Raw genomic sequence first — 19,596 nt, 5'->3', positions numbered from 1 at the left:
CTATCAAAGCCATTCTATTTCGGTGATGGTACGTTCGATCTCCGGAAAAGAATCAATCATTTTCAAGGCATTCTGAAGCTCTCTTTCAGTTGACACCTTCGATGCCGATACGGCTGCAACTGCGATTGTTGCCCGCTGCCAGACATCATGATGATCAACTTCAGAAACAGAAATATTGTACTTCTGCTTCAGCCTTGTGATGATTCGCTGCAGCACAGCTCTCTTTTCTTTTAGAGAATGAGCATCATAGATGATGCACTCACAGGCTGCTAAGCCTACTACCATTAACGTTCCACTTCTTCCATGATATATGCTTCAATGACGTCGCCTTCCTTGACATCTTTGAAGTTTTTAATGGTTATACCGCATTCATAGCCCTGCGCAACTTCCTTGGCATCATCCTTGAAACGTTTTAATGCATCGACTTCCCCTTCAAAGATGACGACTCCGTCTCGGATCAAACGAACGCCGCTGTCACGGGTGATTTTACCATCAGTAACATATGAACCGGCAATCGTTCCGATTTTAGATACCTTGAAAGTCTGGCGGACTTCAGCCTGGCCGATGACCTTTTCGGCATAAACCGGATCAAGCATACCCTTCATTGCAGATTCGATTTCTTCGATCACTTTGTAAATAATGCGGTGTAGTCGGATATCGACACTCTCTGACTCTGCAGCACGCTTCGCATTATTGTCCGGACGGACGTTGAAACCGATGACGATACCATTAGAAGCTGCCGCAAGCGTGATGTCAGACTCATTGATCGCACCAACACCAGTGTGAATGATTCTTACATTTACACCTTCCACTTCCAGTTTTTGCAATGCTGCTGCAAGTGCTTCAACTGAACCTTGGACGTCGGCTTTAATAATTAGATTTAGGTCTTTCATTTCCCCTTGTTTCATATGTTCAAACAAAGTGTCGAGGCTGACGCGCGCTTTTTCGCTTCTTTGTGCCTGTACAGCCTGTTGTGAACGGATTTCTCCAACCTGGCGGGCTGTCTTTTCATCATTGAATACTACAAAACGATCGCCTGCTTGAGGAACATCGTTCAAGCCTGTGATTTCTACAGGAGCTGAAGGGCCAGCTTCCTTGACACGGCGGCCAAGATCATTGACCATTGCGCGTACTCGGCCGAAAGTATTTCCGACTACGATTGGGTCACCAATCTTCAGTGTACCATTCTGGACAAGCAATGTAGCAACGGATCCACGGCCTTTATCAAGCTGCGCTTCGATTACAGTACCGATAGCATTTCGATTAGGATTTGCTTTATATTCTTCAACTTCACCAACTAGCAAAATCATTTCCAGCAGGTTATCGAGACCTTCTCCTGTTAAGGCAGAAATAGGAACAAAAACTGTTTCGCCGCCCCATGCCTCTGGAACAAGTCCGTATTCTGTTAGCTCCTGCATAACACGATCCGGATTTGCAGTTGGTTTGTCCATTTTATTAACAGCTACGATAATAGGTACATTGGCAGCTTTTGCATGGTTCAATGCTTCTACAGTCTGTGGCTTAACACCGTCATCAGCAGCAACAACAAGGATAGTGATATCGGTAATCTTTGCACCACGAGCACGCATTGTTGTGAAAGCCGCGTGACCAGGTGTATCAAGGAATGTGATTTTTTTGCCTTTTTCTTCAACCTGGTAAGCACCGATATGCTGAGTGATGCCGCCTGCTTCTCCTGCAGTCACTTTCGTGTTGCGGATGGAATCAAGCAAGGTTGTTTTACCATGGTCAACGTGACCCATAATTGTTACAACTGATGGTCTTTCAACTATTGATGCTTCATCATCTTCTGTGAAGTAAACCTCAAGGTCAGTTGTGTCAATCTTGATTTCTTCTTCAACTTCAACCCCATAATCAGTTGCAATCAGTTCAATTGCATCCTTATCAAGATCCTGGTTGATCGTAGCCATGACACCAAGCATAAAGAGCTTCTTGATAATCTCAGACGGCTCACGGTTAAGCTTTTTGGCTAATTCAGCCACTGTCAAGGATTCACTGAAAGTAATTTTTGAAGGAAGCTCTTTAACCTTCTTAGGCTGTTGTGGAGCCTGCTGTTGATTCTGTCTGCCTTTATTCTGATTTTGCTGGTTTCTATTCTTATTTTGCTTGTTCTTGTTGTTTTTGTTGAAAGGCTGGGAGTTCCCAGGCTTTTTAGCAACTGCTGAAGTTTTCACCTTTTCAGGAGTTGTGGCACGACGCTCGTCGTCTGAAAAAGCGCTAGCTGTTGTCTTAAGCTGGGCTTTCGGCTGTGCCTGGTTGTTTTTTTGCTGATTTTGGGTTTGATTGCGATTCTGACCCTGATTAGGTTTTTGGCCTTGATTGCGGTTCTGCGCTTGTTTCTGTCCCTGTGGAGCTTTTTGCTGGCTCTGCTGCTGCGGCTTCTCTACTTTTTTATTATAGATAGCGTCAAGCTTCTTCACCGTTTCATCTTCCATGGCAGTCATGTGGTTAGAAACCTCAATATTCATTTCTTTTAATTTTATAATCACGTCTTTACTCGATAAATTATGCTTCTTTGCATATTCATAAACGCGTGTTTTACTCATATTTTCACCCCCGCTAGAATTAATCGAGCAACGTCAACAGTTTTTTTGCAAAACCCTCGTCCAACAGGGCTACTACAACACGTGCTTCCTTGCCGATCGCCTGGCCAAGCTGGTAACGGTCCGGGACCACTTTGTAAGGCACATGATAGGATTTGCACTTGTCGGTAATCTTTTTTGTAGTATTTGCGGATGCATCCGCAGAAAGCAAAATGAGCTTCGCCTTCCCGCTTCTGATTTCTTTGACGGAAAGCTCTTCCCCTGAAATAATTTTCCGTGCTCGATTGGCTAAGCCAAGCAATGACATCCATTGATTTGAGTTCATCAGGATAGTCTGCTCTCCTTTTCGATGAGGTCATTCAACTCATCGTATATTACATCGTCCACTTGAGTTTCAAGCTGTTTGGACAATATATTTCGTTTCTTTGCTAATTGCACTGCTTCTTTATCTTTAGAAAGATAAGCGCCTCGGCCTGATTTCTTGCCTGTCAGGTCGATGGAGACTTCCCCTTCCTTGGAGCGAACGATGCGAACTAGTTCTTTTTTCGGTCTCATTTCACCGGTAGCGACACATTTTCGCATAGGAACCTTTTTGCGGCTGTTCACGATCATTCACCTCACCTTAATCGATGTCTTCATCTTCATAATAGTCATCTGCAGTTAAAAGCGGCTCATTGTCACGAGGATAAATCCCGGTCTCCCTTGCCTCAGTTTCTGCTTTGATATCAATTTTCCAACCAGTCAACTTAGCAGCCAGACGCGCATTTTGCCCGCGCTTTCCGATTGCAAGCGACAGCTGGTAATCAGGGACAATAACCGTAGTCGCTTTTTCTTCTTCGTTGACAATAACATCAAGAACCTTCGATGGGCTTAACGCATTGGCAACAAATACAACTGGGTCTTCAGACCATTTTACGATATCGATTTTTTCACCCTTCAGCTCATTGACGACAGCCTGGACACGATTTCCACGAGGTCCGACACATGAACCAACTGGATCCACTTCTGAATTGTCTGAGTGAACAGAGATCTTGGAGCGGTCCCCTGCTTCACGAGCGACTGATTTAATTTCAACAGTTCCATCATAAATCTCAGGAACTTCAATCTCGAAAAGTCTCTTTAACAGTCCCGGATGGGTTCTGGAAACGAAGATTTGTGGACCTTTAGTGGTTTTTTCAACCTTGGTGATAAATACTTTGATGCGGTCGTGAGGCTTATAATGTTCGTTCGGCATCTGTTCATTCGCTGGCAGGATCGCCTCGATTTTCCCCAAGCTTACATAGATGAACTTAGGATCCTGACGCTGAACGATACCTGTCATGATATCTTCTTCACGGTCAATGAACTCAGAGTAGATGATTCCTCTCTCTGCTTCACGGACACGCTGAGTAACTACCTGCTTGGCAGTCTGCGCAGCAATCCTTCCGAAATCCTTAGGAGTGACTTCAAGTTCAACTACATCTTCAACCACGTAATTCGGATTAATATTCTGTGCATCTTCTAAAGAGATTTCCAAACGCGGATCAAAAACTTCATCAACTACTTCTTTCCTTGCAAAAACGCGCATGGAACCATTGCCAAGGTTTAAATCAATACGGACGTTTTGCGCCTGATTAAAGTTACGGCGATACGCTGAAATAAGTGCTGCCTCGATTGCATCAATTAAGATGTCCCTGGAAATTCCTTTTTCTTTTTCAAGAATCGTAAGAGCATCCATCAATTCGCTGCTCATGAGATATAAATCCCCCTTTTTTACTACCCTACTTTGTAAGGCTCTTTTCGAAACTCTGCCTCGTCCACCAGTCAAACCTTAAAAGTTTTCACCTGCACAAAGGGAAGGAATATGTTTAAGCGTGCTTGAACTTTCGCTTAAAAACAACAGGTCCGAAACGATCCTTCGATTAATTAACTAGAAGATATTTTCTGGACAGATTATGAAAAAGTGACGGCGAGTCTCGCGCTTGCAATCTTATCAAATGGGATGACGACTGTTTTCTTGCGAGTTTTTATCTTCACTTCGACAGTGACAGTTCCCCCATTGTAATCAGTCAAGACCCCTTCAAAAGCCTTTTCCCCATCGATTGTTCATAGGTCTTAATGAAGACATTCTTTCCGATTGCTTTTTGATAATCTTTCTCCTTTTTCAGCGGACGTTCTGCACCTGGTGAGGAGACTTCCAAAAAGTAGTTATGCGGGATTGGATCAATGGCATCGAGCTTTTCGCTAAGGCGCTCACTGACGATGCCGCATTCTTCGATATCAATTCCGTTGTCCTTATCAATGTATACGCGCAGGAACCAGTTCTTTCCTTCTTTGACATATTCGATGTCTACCAATTCTAGTTCGTTTTCATTTAAGATGGGAGTTACTAGCTCTTCCACAACTTCGGTAACCTTGCTCATAAAATCCCTCCTTTGACACAACCTCATTACTTAATCACTATTTGGTTTTTAACCCCGTAAAAGTGCCTAACAAATAAGAAAGAGCGGGTTGCCCCACTCTCATCTGCCAGAGATATCCTTAGTATTTCCAATAAAAATATAACATAACCAGATATTTATTGCAAACAAACGGCAGTTCTAGCTTACCTTTCCAAAAGTTAAATTAGAACAATGATAACTGGTTCTGGTCTGGCATGCCCTCAAGGCAGCCATGGTTGTCCAGGTATTCAAGAATAGTTTTTGAGATCTTACCGCGCTGCTGAAGGTCTTCCTTAGACAGGAATTCTCCTTCCCCACGCGCTTTAACGATATTAATCGCCGCGTTAGTCCCTAGTCCTGGTATCGCATTAAACGGCGGAATCAGCTTATCGCCTTCGATGATGAATTCCGACGCGCTCGATTTGTAAAGATCGACTTTAGCGAAGGCAAATCCACGCTCACACATTTCCAGCGCAAGTTCCATGACGGTCATCAAGTTCTTCTCTTTGGTTGAAGCTTCAAGACCCTTAGCGTTGATTTCCTCAATTACTGCCCGGATGCTCTCTGAACCACGGACCATTGCATCGACGTCGAAGTCATCTGCCTGACCGTGAAGTATGCCGCATAATACATAAGCGGATGATGCACTTTGAAATACGCAATCCTCACTGCCATCAAAACATAAGCAGCCGCGTGGGCTTTAGGGAACATGTACTTGATCTTTTTACAAGAATCGATATACCATTCCGGCACTTTATTCTTGCGCATTTCTTCTTCCATTTCATCTGTGAGGCCTTTACCTTTACGGACCGATTCCATGATCTTAAAAGCAAATGCCGGCTCAAGTCCCTGGTAAATCAGATATACCATGATATCATCACGGCAGCCGATTACTTCGCTAAGGTTACAGATATTATTATGGATCAATTCCTGCGCATTTCCGAGCCAAACATCCGTACCATGGGAAAGACCCGATATCTGTACGAGCTCCGAGAATGTCGTTGGCTTGGTATCCTCAAGCATCTGGCGAACAAATCGCGTACCGAATTCCGGAATACCCAATGAACCAGTCTTCGACATGATTTGTTGTTCAGTCACACCAATAGATTCTGTCCCGCTGAAAATCTTCATGACTTCAGGGTCGTCAGTCGGGATTGTCTTTGGGTCGATCCCGCTTAAATCCTGAAGCATCCTGATCACTGTTGGATCATCGTGCCCTAAAATATCCAGCTTCAACAAGTTATCGTGAATTGAATGGAAATCAAAATGGGTTGTTTTCCATTCGGATGTGCTGCTGTCTGCAGGGAACTGGATTGGCGAAAAATCAAAAATGTCCATGTAATCCGGAACAACGATGATTCCGCCGGGGTGCTGGCCAGTCGTCCGTTTTACACCGGTACAGCCAGATGCAAGACGGTCGATTTCTGCACCGCGAAGCTGCAGGTTATTATCGCCCTGGTAACCTTTCACATACCCATAGGCCGTCTTATCTGCGACAGTGCCAATCGTTCCCGCGCGGTAAACATATTCCTCCCCGAACAATACTTTTGTATAGTTATGTGCACGTGCTGATATTCACCCGAGAAGTTCAAATCGATATCAGGAACCTTGTCCCCTTTGAAACCAAGGAAGGTCTCAAACGGAATGTCATGGCCGTCTTTTTTATATCTAATTCCGCAATCCGGACAGTCCTTGTCGGGAAGGTCAAATCCTGAACCGACTGATCCATCGTTGAAGAACTCTGATTTTTTGCACTTAGGACATACATAGTGCGGCGGAAGTGGATTAACCTCGGTGATTTCCGTCATTGTCGCTACAAAGGAAGATCCTACCGATCCACGTGAACCTACAAGATAGCCGTCATCTAATGATTTTTTTACAAGTTTATGAGAAATCAGGTAGATAACCGCAAACCCGTTGTCTATTATACTTTTCAATTCTTTTTCAAGACGCGCCTCAACGATTCCGGGAAGGTCGTCCCCGTAAATACTCCGGGCCATTCCATAGCTCATGCTGCGCATTTCTTCATCTGCGCCTTCAATTTTCGGCGTGTAAAGATCATCCTTGATTGGCTTGATGACATCGATCATGTCAGCAATCTTGTTTGTATTTTCCACAACAATCTCTTTTGCCTTTTCTTCTCCAAGAAACTTAAAGGCATCAAGCATTTCATTTGTTGTCCTGAAATGCACATCAGGAAGCTCATGACGGTTCAGCGGGTTGGCGCCGCCCTGGGAATTGACCAGGATTTTGCGGTATATTTTATCATTTTCGTTCAGGTAGTGAACATTGCCTGTAGCAACTACTGGCAGTTCCAGCTTCTCCCCGAGCTTGACGATATTGTTAATGATATCCTCAAGTGCCTTCTGGTCCCGCACTAGTTCCAGCTCGAGCAAGTGTGCGTAAACAGCCTTGGGATGGACTTCGAGATAGTCATAAAACTGTGCTGCTTCTTCGACCTCTTCTGGCCCTTTTTGCATCATGCCTTCAAAAACTTCACCTTTGTCACAGCCCGATCCTATCAAGATGCCTTCACAGTGTTTATTTAGAACAGACCTCGGGATTCGTGGCACTCGGTAAAAGTAATCAATATGTGCTATTGATACTAATTTGAAGATATTTTTCATGCCAACTTCATTCTGAGCCAGCAATGTTGCATGGTAAGGACGCGCGCGCTGGTAGGCTTTACCCTGGCCCATATTGTCATTCAGCTGGTCATGATATTCAAGCCCTTTTTCAGCAGCATCCTTCAGCATCCGGAGCAATAGATAACCAGTAGCCTCGGCATCGTATATCGCACGGTGATGCTGTGTCAATTCAATATCGAATTTTTTGGCCAGAGTATTCAATCTGTGGTTCTTCAGGTCTGGATAAAGGAAACGGCCAAGTTCGAGTGTATCAATAACCGGATTTGGCGCTTTGCCAAATCCAATTTTCTTATAGCCTACATTCAGGAAGCCCATATCGAATGATGCGTTGTGGGCAACAAGGACACTATCGCCTGTCCATTCATGGAACTTTTGCAGCACTTCACTTACTTCGGGTGCATTACGGACCATGTCATCGGTAATCCCGGTAAGGTTGATGGTCGTCGCGGACAAACGGTGATGCGGGTTTGCGAATGACTCGAACCGGTCGATGATTTCTCCGCCGCGGATTTTAACAGCCGCAAGTTCAATGATGGTATCGTATACAGCTGACAGACCTGTTGTTTCGACGTCGAATACGACATACGTATCGTCTGCCAGCACTCTGTGCGCGTCATTATAGGCAATCGGCACACCATCATCAACAAGGTTTATTTCCACACCGTACAGAATCTTAATATCATTTTTCTTTCCTGCCCCAAAGGCCTCCGGATAGGATTGCACGACTGCATGGTCCGTGATGGCCACAGCTTTGTGACCCCACTTTGCTGCCTGGGCAACCAGTGCGCTGACAGGAGTCACCGCGTCCATTTGACTCATTGGTGAATGAAGGTGAAGTTCGACTCTTTTTTCGCCTTCAGGCGCTGAATCAATTCTTCCTTTAGGTTTGATTTCATTTACATCATTTCCAATCATGACAAGATCGCGGACGAATGTGTCGTTCTGGATGCTTCCTCTTACCTTTAGCCACATTCCTTTTGAAACACGCTGGTAAATAGCAGCGTCTTCTTTATCGCGCGAGAACATTTTTACCATGATAGAGCTTGTGTAATCAGTAATTTTAAATGTTAAAAGAGTCCTGCCGCTGCGAAGTTCTTTCGTTTCGGCAAAGAATACATAGCCCTCAACGGCTACGCGGCGTTCTTCATCAACGATGTCTTCAAGTTTGCGGAAGTCAGCATCGTCCTTAATCGTAAGCCCAATATTAACAGGGCCATCCTGCGGAGATCCATCTCCCTTGCTTGTTCAGCTTCCTTCTTCTGCATCTCGATCATTGCCATCAGACCGCGTTCCTGGTCTTCCTTCTCTTTTGCCTTCATGAATTTTTCATATTCATCTGAAGAGCTTTCTTCACTTACGACCGTATCAATCGTCAGCAACGGAAAACCGAAGCTTTGGTAGATTTCAGCAATAACGCCTCCGTATTTACGCTTAAGCGCAAGTCCTTCAGCTTCATTTCTTGCTGTTAAAATGATTTTTGTTCCCTGTATTTGTGGAACTTGTTCATTCAGGAGCTTTAACAATGGAGGCGCGATGCCATCTATTTCTTTGATGCAAGATTTCCAGTAATCAAGGATTTCCTGGTCACTGATTGCCTGTTCAAGTACTCTTGCCGAGTATGATATTTTCGCGATATGTGAGAAAGTTTGTTCCAGCTTGCCTCTGAATGTGTTATACAGCTGACAAGGAACGATTCTTTCAAACTGAAAAAAGAAATGCCATTTCCTTGCCTGTTTTTCAATCACTACCCTGTCAATTTCAGCATTTTGAAAATGAGTGACAATTACATCTTCTGTTAGCTGCAGCTGTTGCAGCAGGAGCTGAAATCTTTCTTTTTTCCCTGAAGAAAGATCACCCATGGTTATTTCTCTCCCATCTGAAAAGCTTAAATTCTATCTATCGGGCCAAATTGCCCGTTTGTTTAATTGTATCAAAACGTGATTAATAGCAAAGGTTATTATAACATAAAATGAATGTCCCGTTACCTGTGTTTGATATTACCATTTAAGGCGAATTCGATGCATACGTGCCGATAACACTTTTAAGGAATTTCCATCGTGAACTTTATTATGACGATAACTTGGAGGATTTCTTGTTTATGGGCGCATTATTAATTTTTATGCGACTATAAATCAGGTGGATTTGAAAATCGCCAAAAAAGCGGACCCTGTTAGGATCCGCTGTCTAAAATTATAGTTCTTTTAAAATATTCTTCAAAATAACTGCCAAATCGTCTTTTTGCACTTCCTGCATTTCGCCGTTTTTACGGATTTTCACTTCGACGATTCCTTCGCCGGCTTTCTTGCCGACTGTAACTCTTACAGGCAAACCAATCAGGTCTGAATCTGCGAATTTCACTCCAGGTCTTTCTTGGCGGTCATCCATGAGTACTTCCATTCCTGCTGCCTGCAGGCTTGTGTAAAGCTCTTGAGCCAATTCTGCCTGGGCGCTGTCTTTCATGTTCACCGCAATGAGATGGACATCGAATGGTGAAATGTTGGTTGGCCATACTAGGCCGTTTTCATCATTGAATTGTTCTGCTACAGCAGCCATTGTCCGGGATACGCCAATTCCATAGCAGCCCATGATCATCGGCTTTTTTCTTCCATTTTCATCAAGGATCTCGGCATTCATTGCCTTACTATATCTAATGCCAAGCTTGAATACATGTCCGACTTCAATGCCTTTGGCGAAGACAATTGTTCCCAGCCCATCTGGAGAAGGATTTCCTTCTTTGATGAAGCGCAGGTAGGTATAGGCTAAAACCTTGAAGTCGCGTTCAGGATTGACATTTGTAAAATGGTAATATTCTTCATTTTCTCCGCAAACTCCATTGACCACTGCCTGCACGGCATTGTCTGCGATTACCTCAACGCTATTTCCTCCGACCGGCCCAATAGAGCCAACTGAGCAGCCCAGAACCTCCTTCGTCGTCCTTGTATCTGCAAGTTCAACAACTGAAGCCTCAAAGTGATTCTTCAATTTTATATCGTTCACATCATGGTCTCCACGCACTAATACAAGCACATAGCGATCATCTTCTTTGAAAAGCAAAGATTCGATGCAATCTTTAGACTCTACATTGAGGAAGGAAGAAACTTCTTCAATGGAGCATGTATGTATAAACAATGTTCCTGCCCGATGCAGTCCGGGCAGGAAGTTAATTTTGCCAACGACGAATATGATTACTTACAAGAAGAATCTTTGAATATCATTCCAGGTGACCACCAGCATCAGCAGCATTAATAATGCAAAGCCAACAAAGTGGACCATTCCTTCCTTTTGTTTGTCGATTGGTTTTCCTCTTAGCGCTTCAACCGCAAAGAAGGTCAACCTGCCGCCATCAAGTGCCGGGAATGGCAGGAGATTCATGATTCCCAGGTTGATGCTTAAGATCGCGGCCCATTTCATAAGATAGAAGATACCGGATTTGGCAACCGTGTCAGTTGAGACATAAATGCCCACCGGTCCTGATAATGCATCTATCGAAAATTGGCCGGTCAACAATTTCCCTAGCATTGAGAATATTTCTATTGTCCAGAAATAAGTTTCCTTCACACCGTAGGTAAGTGACTTTAGCGGTGATTTTTCCACCGGGTTGTATACACCGATCAATCCGATTTTCTCCCCTTCAACATCTTGTGTCACTGGTGTAACCGGAACCTCCATACTCTCTCCATCACGTACAATCGAGAAGTTCAGTTCATTTCCTGGGTTTTTGCGGATAATTTCAACAACATCCTGCCAGGTCGAGACTTCTGATCCTTCAATGCTGTTGACAACATCCCCTTCTTGAAGTCCTGCCTTGAGCGCACTTCCATCTGGAGTAAGCTTACCTAACTCAGGTTCGTTCGAAGGGATTCCCTGGAACAAAGCAAGGATGATGAAAATGACCATTGCCAAGATGAAATTCATCATCGGCCCAGCGAAGATTGCCATTGTTCTTTGTCCGAGCGTTTTGGAACCGAATTGCCGGTCAAATGGTGCAATCTGGGTCTCTACCCCGTTCTCGACAAGAACCGCTGTTTTACTGATTGGGAAGGTTGTCAGCTTGCTGTCGTCCTCCCCTTCTTCATAACCTTTAATAAAAAGTTCGCGTTCAATGTCGGCTCTTTCCACTTCAACTATACGTGAATCAGGATACTTTTCCTTATTATTCAGAATGATTTTTTGAACTTCTTCACTCTTGTTAAAAAGCAATCCTATTCTATGCCCTGGCTTGATCTCAATCATTTCAGGATCTTCGCCAGCCATTCTGACAAACCCTCCGATTGGAAGGAGGCGGATGGTATAAGTCGTTTCATTTTTCTTGAAAGAAAAGACCTTTGGACCAAATCCAATTGCAAATTCACGGCAGAGAATACCTGCTCGTTTGGCGAAAATCAAGTGCCCAAGTTCATGAAAGAATACCAGGGCGCCAAAAATGACGATAAAGGCAATAACTGTATTCAAATTTTCTAACCACCTTTTAATAGGATAAGAATCCACTCTTGAGACTTAAATTTATAGTAGTGACTTTACATACCTTCTTGTCTCTTTGTCAACCTCTTGAATCGTTTCAAGGTCAGGATTTTCTATGATGCTATGGTTTTCCAATGCTCTATCTATCAAGTCTTCAATTTGAAGGAAAGTGATTCTGTCGTCCAAAAAGGCGGCTACCGCTGCTTCATTAGCTGCATTCATTACCGCAGGCATTGTGCCACCCGCCCGACCAGCTTCATAAGCAAACTTCAGGCAGCGAAACCGGTCGAAATCCATTTCTGTAAAGTGAAGACGGCCAACTTCCGCCAAATTCAGTCTTTTTCCCGAAACTATCGGAAGCCTGTCTGGGTATGTAAGAGCGTATTGAATTGGCACTTTCATATCTGGTGTTCCTAATTGGGCCATAATACTCGTGTCATGGAATTCTACCATCGAATGAATGATACTTTCGCGATGGAGGATGACAGAAATATCTTCATAAGGGAGAGAGAATAGCCAATGCGCCTCTATGACTTCTAATCCTTTATTCATCATCGATGCGGAATCAATCGTAATTTTTGCTCCCATCGACCAGTTAGGGTGGTTCAATGCATCTGCTTTGGTAACGCCCTGAAGTTCTTCCCTGGTCTTATCTCTGAAGCTTCCTCGATGCCGTGAGTATCAGTCTCTCAATATTTTTTTCTTTTTCACCCTGCAAGGCCTGAAAAATCGCAGAGTGCTCACTGTCAACTGGAAGGATCGGCACGTTATGACGCTTTGCCTCTTCCATCACGATATGGCCAGCAGTGACAAGCGTTTCCTTATTCGCAATCGCAATCGTCTTTCCGGATCTGATTGCCTCTAGCGTCGGGTTTAACCCAACACTTCCAAGAACTGCATTTACCAGTATATCCGACTTATGAAAAACTGCTGCTTCTTTGAGTCCCTCTTGTCCGTATACAATCTTCACCTGTGGAAAATCTGACTTTAACCGTTCAGCATCGTCTTTCTCTTGCACAGAAACCAGTTCTGGCAAAAATTCAGATATAATTTTCCTGGTAAGTTCCACGTTCCTGCCAGCAGACATTGATACTAGCTTGAACTCCTCAGGGTGCTCCCTAATAACATCAAGCGTTTGGATTCCAATCGATCCTGTCGCTCCTAACAAACTGATTCTTTTCACAAATTTCACTCCTAATATCTCTAACGGGAAACGGTATGTACCCGGTATAATCAAAATTCAGTGGTTTTATCAGTTTTTGACCTATGAATAACAACCTTGACGGCTCCATTATAACAAATGGAATAAATGAATTAATGGCCAGACAAACAACAGGCTGTCAAAGCGGTCAAGCATGCCTCCATGGCCCGGAAGAATGTTCCCTGAATCCTTAACATTGTAATGTCGTTTTAGTGCTGACTCAACAAGGTCTCCTATTTGGCCAAACACAGACAAAAATGCTGTCGCCATAAGCAGGATTAATGTCGGTACTTTCATATCTCCCAACACGCTGAACAGCACGGCTACTATAAGTGCAGAAACTATTCCTCCAAAAAAGCCTTCTGTTGTCTTGTTCGGACTGATTTCTGGCCAAAGCTTATGTTTGCCAATTGCCCGTCCGATAAAATAGGCTCCTGAATCGGTAGCCCATATTATGAATAGCGAATAAAATACATATATTAGGCCAGATTCTCTAGTTTCAATGAAGAAATAAAACCAAGTCCGACATAAAGTGTAGACATGATTGAAAAAGCAACTTCCTCAAAAGTGAAGCGATTTTTAGTTATGACCGTATACGTCAGAAATAAAAGAACTCCAAGAAAGAAAAAAATCCAGTTTTGTATAATCTATTTCATTGAGAAAGCCACTATATTGATCGGGAATCAAGAAAATCCATAATAATAACAAAGAAAGGATCCCCGGAACGGAGAAGAGCTTTAATTGCTTCATCTTGAGTGCTTCATATAAAGCTACGGAAGCTATTAGGTAAACCATTGCAATGAATGGCCAGCCTCCCAAAATAACGATTGGAAGAAAAACAGCCGCTGCTATGACTGCTGTAATGACTCTCTGCTTCATCTAATTATTCACACCTTCTTTATACTCCTCCAAAACGCCGTTGTCGGCCCTGGAATGCTTCAATTGCTTCGACAAAATGTTCTTCATCAAAATCCGGCCACAATACATCAGTAAACCAGAACTCAGTGTATGCCAGCTGCCAAAGCATAAAATTGCTTAAGCGGATTTCACCACTTGTCCTGATTAACAGGTCAGGATCATCCAAATTCTTTGTCATGAGATAAGAAGAGAAGACTTCCTCGTTCAGCTCACTCTCGTAATATTACCATTTTTAACATCATCCATGACTCTTTTAACACCGTCAATGATTTCTGCCCGACTGCCATAGTTAAGGGCAAAGTTCAGGACAAGGCCGGTATTATTCTTTGTATCTTCCATCGCTTTTCCAACTGCCCTTTTCGTATGCTCTGGAAGTTCATCCATATATCCAATCATTTCAACACGGACATTTTCTTCTATTAATTCAGGAAGGAAAGTGCCAAGGAATTCTTCTGGCAGCTTCATCAGGAAATCAACTTCCATTTTGGGCCTTTTCCAGTTTTCAGTAGAGAAAGCATAGACAGTTAGTGCCTTAACACCAAGCTCATTGGCCAGCTTGGTTATTTTGCGGACAACCTTCATGCCTTCATGATGGCCAGCAACCCGGGGCAAAGCGCGTTTTTTGGCCCAGCGCCCATTACCATCCATGATAATGGCAACATGGGAAGGGACTTCATGGTCTTTAATTTGAAGTACGCGATCACCGAAACTGGAAGGATTTTGATCCTTCTTCCACGGATTCATTTTATTTAACATTGAGACAGCTCCCCCAAAAGATTATCTTTAGCTCCAATGAGTCATACATCCAGGCGCTGACTATGCCTGGCATTCGTTTGGCGCTGAAGCCGGACTGCTCATTAAAAGCGATCCTTTTCTTCTCTCTTTCAATTCCATATGCCACTATCATACCAAAAAAGAAAAAAGATATCTCTATAAACCGTTGGACTGCATCTTAATATTCTACAATACCGGCCTGCTCCTAAACACAAGGAGCCTTATATACAGAATATGTTGTTTTCCAGTAAAACAGAATACACCAGCCAATATTATTATATTCTATCATTCAGGCTGTTTTCGTAAACTCTTTGTTTTCTAAAACTTTTATTAACGCTGTATATGTATAGAAAAAAAACCCCCTGGAAAACAGAGGGTTTTCGATGTTGACTGCATTAGAAGCCTTACACTTCCATGATTTCTTTTTCTTTGTCTTTTGTAATCTGATCGATTTTTGTGATATGTTCATCCGTTAGCTTTTGAATATCGTCAGAGTATCCACGGAGGTCATCTTCTGTGATTTCTCCATTTTTCTCTAGCTTCTTCAGATCTTCGTTGCCATCGCGACGAATATTACGGATAGCGATCTTCGCTTCTTCAGCTTCCTTTTTAACTTGCTTTGCAAGCTCCTTGCGTCGCTCTTCAGTTAGCTGAGGAATTGCGATTCTGATGATTGATCCATCGTTTGAAGGATTCAGTCCAAGATCAGACTTTAAGATTGCTTTTTCAATTTCACCAAGGATTGTCTTATCATATGGCTGGATAACCAAAAGACGCGCTTCCGGTACAGAAATACCAGCAAGTTGATTGACTGGAGTTGGTGCTCCATAATAATCCACTTGTACTCTGTCTAATAGAGAGGCGCTTGCTCTTCCTGCTCGGATACTGGCAAGTTCGCGGGTATAAGCTTGGATTGCTTTTGACATTCTTTCTTTTGCATTAGCAATTGCTTGTTTTGGCATTAGTGTTTCCCCCTCACGATTGTTCCGATTGTTTCACCCATTACTGCTCGTTTAATATTACCTTTTTCCATAACAGAGAATACAATTAACGGGATATCATTGTCCATACACAGGGAAGAAGCTGTTGAATCCATGACAGCAAGACCTTCCTTCAACACATCCAGGTATGAAAGTTCATCATATTTCGTTGCGTTTTTATCAACACGCGGATCTGCAGAATAAACGCCATCAACATTATTCTTTGCCATAAGGATTACATCTGCTTCGATCTCGGCAGCACGCAATGCAGCTGTCGTATCCGTTGAGAAGTACGGATTTCCTGTTCCGGCTGCAAAAATGACGACGCGCTTCTTCTCCAGGTGTCTGATTGCCCTTCTTCTGATGTACGGCTCTGCAACCTGGCGCATTTCGATGGAAGTTTGAACCCTTGTCTCGATTCCCGCTTGTTCCAGGCTGTCCTGTAAAGACAGGGAATTCATGACGGTAGCGAGCATGCCCATGTAGTCTGCCGTCGCTCTGTCCATTCCCATTTCTTCACCGATTTTGCCTCTCCAGATATTTCCTCCGCCTACTACAACAGCGACCTCCACATCTAGTTCCGCAATCTCCTTCACCTGGTCTGCAACATTTTTGATAACCGACGGATTGATGCCAAATCCTTGTTCTCCGGCTAATGCTTCTCCACTTAACTTTAAAACAACTCTTTTGTATTTAGGGCTCGTCATAGGGTACCTCCATATGTAATTTAAGGCCTCTCAAAGGCAATGGTATGCTTAAGTAAAAGCCGCATTAAAGCTATGTCCAAAAACAGGGAACACAAGAGTGTTCCCTGCAATTACATAGTCTAGTAAAAATTATTTCTTGTTCACTTGGTTCATTACTTCTTCAGCAAAGTTATCTTCACGCTTTTCGATGCCTTCGCCTACTTCGTAACGAGTAAACTCGCGAATTGTTCCGCCCTTTGATTCAACAAACTGGCGTACTTTTTGATCAGGGTTCTTAACGAATGGCTGGTCAAGAACACAAACATCTTCGAAATATTTGCTTAGGCGGCCTTCAACCATTTTAGCAACGATATTTTCCGGCTTGCCTTCGTTGAGAGCTTGTTGTGTAAGGATTTGACGCTCATGCTCAACTTCTTCTTGAGATACTTCGTCACGTGATACATATTTAGGGTTCAATGCAGCGATGTGCATGGAAACATCTTTAGCAGCAGCTTCGTCTGTTGTTCCTTCAAGAACTGTAAGAACGCCAATTCGACCGCCCATGTGAAGGTAAGCACCGAATGCATCGCTATCAGTCTTAGTTTTTACTTCGAAGCGGCGAAGTGAAAGCTTCTCACCGATTTTAGCAATTGCATTGTTGATGCGAGTTTCTACTGTTTCGCCATTTACCATTGTTTGAGCGTTAGCTTCTTCAACAGATGCCGGCTTGTTCTTTAGCAGGTGCTCAGCGATTTCCTTAACTAGTACCTGGAAACCTTCATTCTTTGCTACGAAGTCTGTTTCAGAGTTCACTTCGAGGATTACAGCTTCATTGTCCTCTGCAAGGATGTAAGTTGTACCTTCAGCAGCGATGCGGTCAGCTTTCTTAGCAGCTTTCGCAATACCTTTTTCACGAAGGAAATCGATCGCCTGGTCCATATCACCATTTGTTTCCTGAAGTGCTTTTTTGCAATCCATCATACCTGCGCCAGTTTTTTCGCGTAATTCTTTTACCATTTGTGCAGTAATTGCCATAATGAAATTCCTCCTAAAATCTTGGTTATATGTAACTATACTTTATTTTAACTTGATTTCGCCAATATAAACCCCACTGGGATTTATTTGGAATATAAGTCTTAAAAAAAGGTGATAAAGGGTGCTTCCCTATATCACCTTATTTTAAATTAAGCTTCTACAGCTTCTGCAGTTTCTTCACCTTGCTTAGCTTCGATAATAGCGTCAGCCATTTTAGAAGTTAACAATTTAACAGCGCGGATCGCGTCATCGTTCGCAGGGATAACTACATCGATTTCGTCTGGATCACAGTTTGTATCAACAATTCCAACGATAGGAATGTTCAATTTGCGTGCTTCAGCAACAGCGATGCGCTCTTTGCGCGGGTCAATGATGAAAAGAGCATCTGGAAGGCCCTTCATGTCCTTGATTCCGCCCAAGAACTTTTCTAAACGCTCTTGCTCTTTCTTCAATTGAACTACTTCTTTCTTAGGAAGAACTTCAAAAGTTCCGTCTTCAGACATTCTTTCGATATTCTTAAGACGAGAGATGCGCTTTTGGATTGTTTCGAAGTTAGTTAGAGTTCCACCCAACCAGCGTTGGTTAACATAGTACATGCCAGAACGAGCTGCTTCTTCTTTAACAGAATCTTGAGCTTGTTTCTTAGTACCTACGAAAAGAACAGTACCGCCATTACCAGCTAGCTCTTTCACGTAGTTGTATGCTTCTTCAACCTTCTTAACAGTCTTTTGAAGGTCGATGATGTAGATGCCGTTACGCTCAGTGAAGATATATTTCTTCATCTTAGGGTTCCAACGGCGAGTCTGGTGACCGAAGTGTACACCAGCTTCAAGCAGTTGCTTCATAGAAATTACTGACATTGTGTTTCCTCCTAATGGTTTTGATTTCCTCCGCTCAAATCATCTTCAGCCAGGAACTGACGAAACAGCACCCTCTGGCCGAATCAATGAACGTGTGTATTAACACCATGAAATAATATAGCATAAATAAAACTGACATTCAAGTTATTCTTGTGTTTTTTGCCGAAATTTAAGCAAAAGTTCTATTTCTGTTTTCCCTTTATCCAGGTCCCGGGCAATTTCTTCAATTGTCAATCCCTGTTTTTTCATGTTCAGAACCTGGTCAATAAAACTTAATTGTTTTAATTCAACGTTATTTTCCTGTGAATCCACTGCAATTATATCATTCTCAGCCAAATGCAAATCAGTTGATACTGGTTCATGGTTTTGCTGGTACGCCTTTCTTGCAGCATGGTAGGCAATGCCTTTGCCCAGCCGATTCGGCTGTTTTTGCTGTGTTATATGATCGGAGCCTATTTCCTGCTCCATATCTGACGCCTCGAGGCAGACGTGTCTTTATCGCCAGGTTGTTTTTCAACTCTAGTTTTTGTCATCAATTCGAGAAACTTATCATTTTCCTCTTTTAATTCAAAGAGATAAGCTGAAAATACCTCTTCAATTTCTTTGATGATTTTTTCCTGTTTTTTCTCTGCTTCTACAAGCCGATTTTGACGTAAATATAATAGGATAATTGCGAAGATTGCTGCACCGTTTAAAATGAGGCTTAAAAGTAGTAAAAAAGTGGTCATAACATCCCTCTATCCGCTGTAATCAATCACCTTCCCTTTATAAGGGTGGTGGTGCTTTGCAGGCTGGTCATTCTTGTTCCTTTTATCTCCCCTGCCATTTTGCTCCTGGTGGCCTGAATGGCTTCCCTCCTGATTCAGGCGGGCTTCTTGCTTTTGGTTATTTTTAACCACTGTCTTGCGCTTTAAATCATCTTCCTTTGTCACACTTTGTGCCGCATGCTCCTGAAGATGCTGTCCCCGCTGCTGAAGTTGTTCCTGAATCTTGCCGGCATCATGTGTCCTCGGAAGCGCAATCTGCATTTCGATTGCTTTGAGGCTCATCAT

The 19,596-nt window shown here is 43.1% G+C and carries 12 protein-coding genes and 7 pseudogenes; all 19 read right to left on the bottom strand.

The genetic code is table 11. The annotated features are described in order from the left end of the window. Positions 1–3: 3 nt before the first annotated feature. Positions 4–285, bottom strand: coding sequence for a DUF503 domain-containing protein (locus JCM21738_RS01415; RefSeq protein WP_023614849.1), 282 nt, complete (start codon positions 283–285; stop codon positions 4–6). Next, complete coding sequence (infB, locus tag JCM21738_RS01410; protein ID WP_023614850.1) at positions 285–2,564, bottom strand: translation initiation factor IF-2; 2,280 nt, start codon at positions 2,562–2,564, stop codon at positions 285–287. The genes JCM21738_RS01415 and infB overlap by 1 nt, the downstream gene beginning before the upstream one ends. A gap of 19 nt (positions 2,565–2,583) precedes the next feature. Continuing rightward, a complete protein-coding gene (locus JCM21738_RS01405) occupies positions 2,584–2,886 on the bottom strand; it encodes a YlxQ family RNA-binding protein (RefSeq protein ID WP_023614851.1) in 303 nt (100 codons plus the stop codon). Then, positions 2,886–3,167 carry an RNase P modulator RnpM gene (rnpM, locus tag JCM21738_RS01400; RefSeq protein ID WP_031307877.1) on the bottom strand — a complete coding sequence of 94 codons (282 nt, stop codon included), beginning with the start codon at positions 3,165–3,167 and terminating at the stop codon, positions 2,886–2,888. Before rnpM ends, JCM21738_RS01405 begins: the two co-directional genes overlap by 1 nt. A gap of 16 nt (positions 3,168–3,183) precedes the next feature. Beyond that, positions 3,184–4,293, bottom strand: a complete 1,110-nt coding sequence (gene nusA / locus JCM21738_RS01395) for a transcription termination factor NusA (RefSeq protein ID WP_023614853.1) — start codon at positions 4,291–4,293, stop codon at positions 3,184–3,186. Between the two features lie 200 nt (positions 4,294–4,493). Then, positions 4,494–4,963 (bottom strand): annotated as a pseudogene (gene rimP / locus JCM21738_RS01390) (ribosome maturation factor RimP). Positions 4,964–5,165: 202 nt separating this feature from the next. Then, a pseudogene (locus JCM21738_RS22075) lies at positions 5,166–9,488 on the bottom strand (PolC-type DNA polymerase III). 331 nt (positions 9,489–9,819) lie between these two features. Beyond that, positions 9,820–10,740: pseudogene (gene proS, locus JCM21738_RS01365) on the bottom strand (proline--tRNA ligase); the annotation flags it as partial. Between the two features lie 78 nt (positions 10,741–10,818). Then, entirely contained in the window at positions 10,819–12,081 is a 1,263-nt protein-coding gene (gene rseP / locus JCM21738_RS01360; protein WP_023614857.1) for an RIP metalloprotease RseP, read from the bottom strand. Positions 12,082–12,132: 51 nt separating this feature from the next. Continuing rightward, a pseudogene (dxr, locus tag JCM21738_RS01355) lies at positions 12,133–13,273 on the bottom strand (1-deoxy-D-xylulose-5-phosphate reductoisomerase). A 108-nt stretch (positions 13,274–13,381) separates the two neighbouring features. After that, positions 13,382–14,170 (bottom strand): annotated as a pseudogene (locus JCM21738_RS01350) (phosphatidate cytidylyltransferase). A 19-nt stretch (positions 14,171–14,189) separates the two neighbouring features. Beyond that, a pseudogene (gene uppS / locus JCM21738_RS01345) lies at positions 14,190–14,965 on the bottom strand (undecaprenyl pyrophosphate synthase). A 422-nt stretch (positions 14,966–15,387) separates the two neighbouring features. Next, positions 15,388–15,945, bottom strand: a complete 558-nt coding sequence (gene frr / locus JCM21738_RS01340) for a ribosome recycling factor (protein WP_023614861.1) — start codon at positions 15,943–15,945, stop codon at positions 15,388–15,390. Further along, positions 15,945–16,670, bottom strand: a complete 726-nt coding sequence (gene pyrH / locus JCM21738_RS01335; RefSeq protein WP_023614862.1) for a UMP kinase — start codon at positions 16,668–16,670, stop codon at positions 15,945–15,947. The genes frr and pyrH overlap by 1 nt, the downstream gene beginning before the upstream one ends. Before the next feature lie 129 nt (positions 16,671–16,799). Then, a complete protein-coding gene (gene tsf, locus JCM21738_RS01330) occupies positions 16,800–17,684 on the bottom strand; it encodes a translation elongation factor Ts (RefSeq protein ID WP_023614863.1) in 885 nt (294 codons plus the stop codon). A 149-nt stretch (positions 17,685–17,833) separates the two neighbouring features. Continuing rightward, positions 17,834–18,544 carry a 30S ribosomal protein S2 gene (rpsB, locus tag JCM21738_RS01325; protein ID WP_023614864.1) on the bottom strand — a complete coding sequence of 237 codons (711 nt, stop codon included), beginning with the start codon at positions 18,542–18,544 and terminating at the stop codon, positions 17,834–17,836. A gap of 144 nt (positions 18,545–18,688) precedes the next feature. Next, a pseudogene (locus JCM21738_RS27830) lies at positions 18,689–18,784 on the bottom strand (DUF6115 domain-containing protein); the annotation flags it as partial. A 212-nt stretch (positions 18,785–18,996) separates the two neighbouring features. Beyond that, positions 18,997–19,272: a hypothetical protein gene (locus tag JCM21738_RS01315; protein ID WP_052019530.1), complete on the bottom strand. Its 276-nt coding sequence runs from the start codon at positions 19,270–19,272 to the stop codon at positions 18,997–18,999. A gap of 9 nt (positions 19,273–19,281) precedes the next feature. Further along, complete coding sequence (locus JCM21738_RS01310) at positions 19,282–19,596, bottom strand: hypothetical protein (protein ID WP_243462830.1); 315 nt, start codon at positions 19,594–19,596, stop codon at positions 19,282–19,284.

Origin of the sequence: Mesobacillus boroniphilus JCM 21738, assembly GCF_000517385.1 — a bacterium.
Classification (GTDB): domain Bacteria; phylum Bacillota; class Bacilli; order Bacillales; family Cytobacillaceae; genus Mesobacillus; species Mesobacillus boroniphilus.
This window is presented reverse-complemented; position numbering and strand designations above follow the sequence as displayed.